The organism is Paenibacillus silagei, assembly GCF_017874735.1.
GTDB lineage: Bacteria > Bacillota > Bacilli > Paenibacillales > Paenibacillaceae > Paenibacillus_AQ > Paenibacillus_AQ silagei.
This window is the reverse complement of sequence record NZ_JAGGLV010000003.1, coordinates 442,328-449,805: the sequence shown is the minus strand read 5'-3', so window position 1 is coordinate 449,805 and position 7,478 is coordinate 442,328. Positions and strand designations below refer to the sequence as shown.

At 45.7% G+C, this 7,478-nt stretch carries 5 protein-coding genes; 1 reads left to right on the top strand and 4 read right to left on the bottom strand.

What is annotated here, in order from left to right:
- Positions 1 to 106 precede the first annotated feature (106 nt).
- Positions 107 to 967 (bottom strand): hypothetical protein, encoded by an 861-nt coding sequence (locus tag J2Z70_RS07330; RefSeq protein ID WP_209871022.1) that lies wholly within the window; start codon positions 965 to 967, stop codon positions 107 to 109.
- Between the two features lie 229 nt (positions 968 to 1,196).
- On the opposite strand from J2Z70_RS07330, the gene J2Z70_RS07325 reads away from it, so the two are divergent.
- Positions 1,197 to 2,096, top strand: coding sequence for an AraC family transcriptional regulator (locus J2Z70_RS07325; protein WP_209871020.1), 900 nt, complete (start codon positions 1,197 to 1,199; stop codon positions 2,094 to 2,096).
- Positions 2,097 to 2,363: 267 nt separating this feature from the next.
- Here J2Z70_RS07325 and J2Z70_RS07320 read toward each other — a convergent pair whose 3' ends face one another.
- The 3 genes from J2Z70_RS07320 to J2Z70_RS07310 form a co-directional block, all read right to left on the bottom strand.
- A complete protein-coding gene (locus J2Z70_RS07320; RefSeq protein ID WP_209871017.1) occupies positions 2,364 to 3,827 on the bottom strand; it encodes an alpha/beta hydrolase family protein in 1,464 nt (487 codons plus the stop codon).
- A gap of 188 nt (positions 3,828 to 4,015) precedes the next feature.
- Complete coding sequence (locus J2Z70_RS07315) at positions 4,016 to 5,224, bottom strand: SGNH/GDSL hydrolase family protein (protein WP_209871015.1); 1,209 nt, start codon at positions 5,222 to 5,224, stop codon at positions 4,016 to 4,018.
- Between the two features lie 17 nt (positions 5,225 to 5,241).
- Positions 5,242 to 7,458 carry an FAD-dependent oxidoreductase gene (locus J2Z70_RS07310; protein WP_245368042.1) on the bottom strand — a complete coding sequence of 739 codons (2,217 nt, stop codon included), beginning with the start codon at positions 7,456 to 7,458 and terminating at the stop codon, positions 5,242 to 5,244.
- Positions 7,459 to 7,478 lie beyond the last annotated feature (20 nt).

The window sequence follows — 7,478 nt, the reverse complement described above, 5'->3', positions numbered from 1 at the left end:
TTCGCGCAGCGTCCACCCAAGTGCTCACGTTGATCCTACTCCAAAATAAAAAGCTGTCCCAAGCAGCCATTTCATGGCTTTTGGGACAGCCCCTTCTTTTTATGATTTATTTGATGTATTTACTTCCGTAATTATCCATGAGAAGCTCCGCTTTATTCAATTGCTTGACTCCTTCTCCAACCTTATTGTAACCTGCTTCGAATTTGGAATAATTTATTTTGGTTGTCTTCAGGCTATCCCGCATTATAGTTAACCCCTCTAACTGGAGTTTTGCCCCTGCTAGATAATGATTATGCATTTCTTTTAACTCTGCATTATTCACTTTTAGGTACTTCAACCCGGATACAAACTTAGTATAGTTGGGCACTACAGTATTGCTTAGAGAAAGAAAAAATGTTTTTCTTGTTGAGTCTTTTATTCCTAAGTCAATTAGCTCATTATACAAAGTGATGGCTTTATTTTCATACTTTCCTATAATCTGCAATTGCTTGTTATACTCTTCAAAGTCCTTAACCATAACTTCTTCGTGGGTAGGTGATTTTTTGACTCCTGGACTTGTTGGTTCAGGAGTTGGTGTAGGAGTTGTTTCAGGCTTAACTGTATAATCATCGACCACTTGAACAGTGAACACATAAGGTTCAAACTTTTCTCCAATATTGACAGTTAAGGTGGCAGTCCCTTTATTTAAGGCATGAAGTTCAGAAACCCATTTCGTTTTCCGGACAACCTTTATAATATTCTCATCTGAAGAAATCGGAGTAAAATCATGGTCTGCAACGTCTCCATCTGTCCAGTCAGTGATGGCTATTTCGTATGACTTCCACTCTCCAATTTTAATCTCACTAGGTGTGGTTACTTTGACAATGTCGGTAATGTTCCGTGCAGCCGCACTTATATTTCCAGCCCCAGATACGACCGATAATATAAGTGCTAACATTAGCGAATAAATCAAACTCTTTTGTTTCATAGATGCTTTATCCCCGCTTTTTTACCCATAGTAAAGGTCTCTACCAATCTTGCTAGCATATTTCCATGAGTAGGTTACATGTAGCAAAAACAGAAAAGTTCTTTCCAAGCTTTATTATACAACTTTCCTCTGCTTTGGAAATCCCATCCTTATGACATTTTTTTGTTTTACCCTCCAGAATCAGTTATCATTATGTCAAAATCGTATAATCCACTAGTGAGGTGTAGCTATGGATAAATTCGCCCTTGAGGTATTCTCTGATTTATCCGAAAGACTGAATTATAATCTGCCGGGTTTCCCGCTGTATGCTAAAAAGGGAGCGCTGCATCAATTTGACCGCTTCGCGGCCGCGTATCATTGGCATCCGGACCTGGAGTTCATTGTAGTGCTGGACGGGGAAATGGATTATTATGTGAATGGACAAACGGTTCATCTCGATAAAGGGAATGGAATTTTCGTTAACAGTAAACGCCTCCACTATGGCTTCTCTGCTGCGAAGAGTGATTGTACTTTTCTGGTCATCGTCATTCATCCTGCCCTTCTGGGCGAAAACACGCTTGCGGGAAAAGCATATCTTGAAGAAAAATTCGCTTCCGACACCGACGATTATTTACTGTTATCTTCCCAAACGTCTTGGCAGCATGCGATTCTGCTCGCGCTAACTGAGTTGTATGATGAGGTGCACAGTAATGAAGGGAACCTGCTCCGCTTATTATCCCAGGCTGTGTCCATATGTGCGGGTATAGCCGATCATATACAGCAGGCACCGGGCAATCCGAATGATGAACAGGTATGGATGACAATCCGTAAAATGACCGGGTATATTCACCAGCATTATGACGCTAAACTAACCATTGATGAGATTGCAGCCGCCGGTTCAGTATGCAGAAGCAGATGTTGTGAGCTATTTAAAAAGCATGTTGGATGGACACCCAATAATTATTTGACCCGCTACCGTCTTCAAAAAAGCTGTGAGATGCTGAAAGAGACAAAGATGCCTGTTGGAGAGATCGCCATGGCCTGCGGGTTTCAAACGGCAAGTTATTTTTCGTATGTGTTCGGTAAACAATTAGGACAGATCCCGCAAGACTTTCGCAAGCAATCTGCTGCTGCCGGCAACGATTCTTAACGACGGCATTCCTTGCCGTCAACGTATTCTTGACTGATATAATAAGTGAACCGTTTATCCTGCTGTCTGGCTAGTTTGTCACACCATATAGAATGAACTATTGCCCGTATACCGAAAAACAGGAATGGAATCAACAGAATTCCTATCGCAGCCTGAACGATCATAAGCAGCACCCCCTTCTTATTTCTATTCTCAGAATAGTATAAAGAAGGGAGTGCTGCTCCCGAAATCGTCTGTATTTATATCAAAATCGTATATTGTTTCATATTAAAGCTCTTCCGGATTTATAAATTTCACCTCGGGATAACTGTCGTTTGGCCCCTCCAATAGTTGTCCCCCTTCTCCTTTCAATGCCTTATTAAAGAAATCGAGGACATAGTGATTTACGACGTCTGATCCTCTTTTACCATTAATATCTCCTGTGATTCCAGTCAGTTTGATCAGCTCAGAATAGAACTGAAGGTCCGTGAAATTGAAGTGCTGGGTACCCTCTATATAAATCGCAGGTCCTCCCTGATTGATCACATTTTTAATAATGTGCAGCTCTTCTTCAAGTTGTTTGGTGACTTCGTTATCCGGATTGGTATCCTTCTTGAAATCTGTCAACCAGTCTTTAAAAACTCCCGATCTTATGAACATAAACGGCTTGTTTAGATCATCTCTATTGTCCACTTCGATCAGTGACCCGTCCATATTGACCCCGGCCTTGATTCTAGGATCTACATAAGTAGTATTAAACGCTGTTGCCCCCCCGAAGGAATGCCCCATTACACCTAGATGATTTAGATCGATTTTTCCTTTAAATTGACTTTCGATTGCACCTGAATTCAGCTTTTCAATTTCGTCGATTACAAACTCCACATCTTTCGTCCATATCTTACCGATTCTTCTGCGATCTTCTACGGTAGTCGTCTTGGTGGTATAGTCCGTTACACGGCCATCCGGAAAAATGGTAGCAAAGGTGCTATACGTATGATCGATAGTGACCACGATATACCCGTGACTGGCGAGATTCTCGGCCTGTGATGCATGGAGAACCCGACTGGTTCCCATACCGTGAGATAGCAGTACCACAGGATAAGGACTTGTAGAAGGCAATATTTCTACATTTTCATAAGAGTTGGTTTTACTATACTTCCAGTAATCGAATACAAAGTCTGGTAGGTTTAATGAATTAGAATAGGTCTGGATATACTTTTTGAACATTTCTTTATCTTTGGGAAAAAGAGCTTCACTCTTCTTGTTACTGCTATTTGCAGTAGGGTACCACACTTGAACCATTAGTTCCCTCTTATCGCTAGGATCTTCAGTCAAGACTTCATCTCTGTTCTGATCCGTAAAATGAAAGGTTTGAGTACCCACCTTCTCCGGACCTTCAAGCTTCGGCAAATGAAAGACTGGCAAGTATACAGACAAGCCGGTAGATATAACAAGCAGAATGACGATGATGGAAGATGAACTATATTTCAACAGCTTCCCTGCTTTTATATTCCTTATATTCCCCATCTTGCCTAAATGCCTGAGTATAACGATGAGTATGAGTAACGCCGTCATCATATATACCAAAAGCAACTGCCATCTGTATCCCTCTACAAATAATTGAACTACTAATATAACGCTGCTTCCTATCCCCAAAACCAGTCCTGTTGTCTTTGCCCCTCTTCTGATAAACAATAGATCTGAGAGTAGCGCGAAACAGGATAGAACTAAAAGTATCTCAAATAATCTCATTTGACACCCTCTCTTTCTACTTCTTCTTTTGCTAAGATGTAAGCTTAACCAATGAAAGTGTATTCCCCGTGACGTCAATATGAACTGAATATGAACGGACAAAAGAAATGCATCAAAAGCTAAAAACCCTCAGGACGCTAGGATAGCGTTCCTGAGGGTTCAGCCATTGTACAATGTCTAATGAGCCATTATAAGGGAGGCTGCACCAGTAACAGCTTCCCAAGCCGGATCACCGTTTGATCATACCAATCCGGATGCTGCCGGAAATGCTCACTGCTCCGATCATTGCCGGATGCCTCGAACACGGCCGCTTTGTCTGTCTTGCCGGTATCGAGCTCGAAGCGAACCGTATGTTTCCCGTTCGGGAGCTCCGGCAGGAATACATACTGATTACGATTGTGATCGTTGTAATGGGTGAACCGATCGATAATAAAGGGTTCCCCTCCATCCACCGACACCTTCAATCTGCCAGAATCAGGCCCTCCGATATCGAATAATCCGATACGGGTACCCTCGAATTGCACCGTGACCGCCTCTCCAGGATCGGCTGCCCGCCACAGGCCGGGAAACAACCAGCTGTACTCGCGAGCTAGAGCAGAATCACCCGGTGTCAGATATGACCATCCTGCAGAAAAAGTAGTCAGACTATCCAGTGGCAGCATGGCCGCATACTCCCAAGGATTAGCGGGGACCAGCGGATTCTGAGGCAGGTGATGTACGAACCTTCCCGGCTGATCTTGAAGCTCTCTAATGAGCTCAAAGGACCGGGTGATCGTATCCGTGTAAATCTGGTGTCCTTCGGGAATGGTCGGATGGATCGAATCATGCGTAAAAATAACGGCGCCGGGAATGGATACGTCTTCTCTTGAGGTGAACACGAGTTGTCCCTCCGACACCAGGTGACTGACCGCTACCCCCAGATGAATAGAAGGAATCCCATAATAGTCGGCCACTTCCTCTTGCATTAGAGCGCCCTTCTGATATTCCCCGGACTGGAACAAGGCCACATCCCGCTCCTTCAGCGTATACACGAACAGGATATCGGTAAACCGGCTCCGCTTGCGGATCTGACGGACAATCCCTTCGATCCGCGCCTTGGATTCGGGATCTCCGCCATCGTTACCGACAAATTCAACAAATACCAGATCAGGCCGGTGACGCAGTACATCTGTCTCCACACGGGCACAGCCCAGATCCGATCCTGTCCCGTTAATACCTGCATTCACCGCGCGGATATCCGCCTTGGGATATTGCTCACGAAGCCAATCCGCCGTCATGACCCTGTATCCTTCAGAACGCGTATTGCTGCCACCGAAATAGACGATGGTGACCGTATCCCCATTTTCCAGCTTCTGAATGACATTAGGGAGCCCTCTTCGAGGGAATACATCCTTCATCTCGACTTCACCTGACCTCACTTATCGTTTTTAGGAGCAAAGCATTTTACAGCAAACACTTCAAAATAAGGCGAACCATACGTTGCATAGAAATCAAAACGAATTCGGGTGACCGCTTTCGCGTCCACCTTATGTTTGTTCAAGGTGAGATAATTGCCGCGGGTTATGATTGTCCGCTCGCTTCCGTCTTCTAAGGTTAAGGTCAACTCATAATCTTGGATCAGAGACTCAATCGGATCGTCGAAATGCTCCAAATTCAGCTGCGGGTTGAAAATAAGCTGGATTTCGTCCATATTTTTGGGGCTGGCCAAACCAAATTCCAGCCATTCCTGTCCTTCCGTACGCTCAGAAATCCAGCTGTTCGGCAGACCATAAGGTCTGGAGAAGCCGTTGACGACATTCCCCGGATTATACATATCCTGGGCCGGCAACAGCTCCTTGAAGCAAATGCTCTTATTGAATTTCTTCAGTCCGGACGGCTCTTCCGGTCTATAATAGAAGCTGACCGCTCCGGTCATTTTCTCTTCATTGCCGTATACGGCAAGGCCCGCCGTACCTTCCAGTACGATGTAGATTTTGTCGTCAGCCGGTTTCTGGCAGCCGAGGTCCAGCGTAATCCAGTCGTCATGACCGGGTGCAACAGCCAAGCTGTACTCTTTCAACCCGCTGACGGGAATATAATTTTCCTTCCGTTCCCCGCCGAACAGCTTCACCTGCAGGGTTTCCGGATGCCCGGACCTGTTTTTAATTTTGATCCGTACGCTTTCAGCTACGGATGTCTGAATCGGCAGGACCAGACATAACCCTGTCTCCAGGGAAAGCTCTTCGGTTGGATGAAGATTGTCGTAGCTGCGCTGAGATGAAGCACGAATCGTTAATCCGTCAGCGAAGTACGGGTCCAATTCCTCCTGAAGCCCTACAATCGTCTGTCCGTCCCGGAGCAGCAAAGCCTGCAGCTCACTCATATGATCCTCAGCTATAGCCGCAGGATCTGCCTCATATTTCAAGCATAACGAAGCAGCCGTTCCCACCGCCTGTCCCATACAACCGCAGGTTGCCATTACCCTGGTTGATCCGAAGGCCACATGGGTAGCACTTATATTGCGGCCGGCGAACATAAGATTAGGAATATTTCGTGAATATAAACTGCGGAAAGGGATATTGTACAATCCGGGCACGAAATTCCAGGCTGTAGCCGGCCCCTCATCGTAGATGCCCTTATTGGCATGTAAGTCCATATACCATCCGCCGACGGATACAGCATCCTCGAAATGCGGCTTTGTGGTAAGATCGTTCTGGGACAGCATGTGATCACCAATAAACCGCCTGGACTCCCGCTTTCCCGGAATCGGGCATACATAATCCAGGATGAGATTGGCTACATCATCAAATTCGCCGCTATTTTTGATATAATCCCAAATTCCGTATACCAGTTTCCGCAGCTCCAAGGCGATCTCTTCATTATTCTTGATAATATCCAGATGCCCGCCGTATTCCAGCCACCACAATCCGCCAAGCCCGTTGATTTTTCTTGGAAAAGACCGGTGGTTTAAGCCTTGTCTGATACTATCGAAAAAAGCCAGCTTCGTAATATCATACGCAAAGCCAGGTCTTTGGTAGGGAACGGAATACCCTACGTCACGGGCCTGAAACAGGATCGTATCGCCCATGGTGTAATGGTCCGCCACTTCAGGTGCCAATTCTTCCTTATATTCATGCTTCGCCTCTCTCCCCTGCCGGAAGAGAGCCCCTGCCTGATAGCCGACAATGCCATCGCCGGAACAATCGATATAGGTCCGGCTTTCGAAACGGAATTTTCTTTCGGAAGCTAATTGAAGACCCTCCACCCACTTAATTCTGCCGTTCTCCATCCCCGTTTCATGCACACATGTATTCAGGAATAGAGCAATGTTAGCCTCACCATAGACCATGTCGAGCAAGACCGTATCCGAAAGCGAAAGCATAAGCTTCTTGTTGTACAACGGATTATAGTGAAAAATCTTCAGCTTGAGCTCTTCCACCAATCCGCCCTCGCGCGCATAATAGGATGGACTGTTTCCGAGATATGCCGACCCGTTGATATGAACCCTGACCTCGCTGCTCGCATTTCCCCCAAGGACCGGCCGGTCATTAATAAGTGAGACCTGCAGCCCTTGGCGTGCGGCAGCAATGGCTGCGCAGATCCCGGCAATACCTCCGCCTACGACAGTTACATCTGCTTTAATTAGCTCCATTTTGATAACCTCCATGATTA

Excerpts from the sequence above, each read along its gene's own strand:
- J2Z70_RS07330 (WP_209871022.1), bottom strand. The coding sequence starts at position 967 with ATGAAACAAAAGAGTTTGATTTATTCGCTAATGTTAGCACTTATATTA.
- J2Z70_RS07315 (WP_209871015.1), bottom strand. The coding sequence starts at position 5,224 with ATGAAGGATGTATTCCCTCGAAGAGGGCTCCCTAATGTCATTCAGAAG.
- J2Z70_RS07310 (WP_245368042.1), bottom strand. The coding sequence starts at position 7,458 with ATGGAGCTAATTAAAGCAGATGTAACTGTCGTAGGCGGAGGTATTGCC.
- J2Z70_RS07320 (WP_209871017.1), bottom strand. The coding sequence starts at position 3,827 with ATGAGATTATTTGAGATACTTTTAGTTCTATCCTGTTTCGCGCTACTC.
- J2Z70_RS07325 (WP_209871020.1), top strand. The coding sequence starts at position 1,197 with ATGGATAAATTCGCCCTTGAGGTATTCTCTGATTTATCCGAAAGACTG.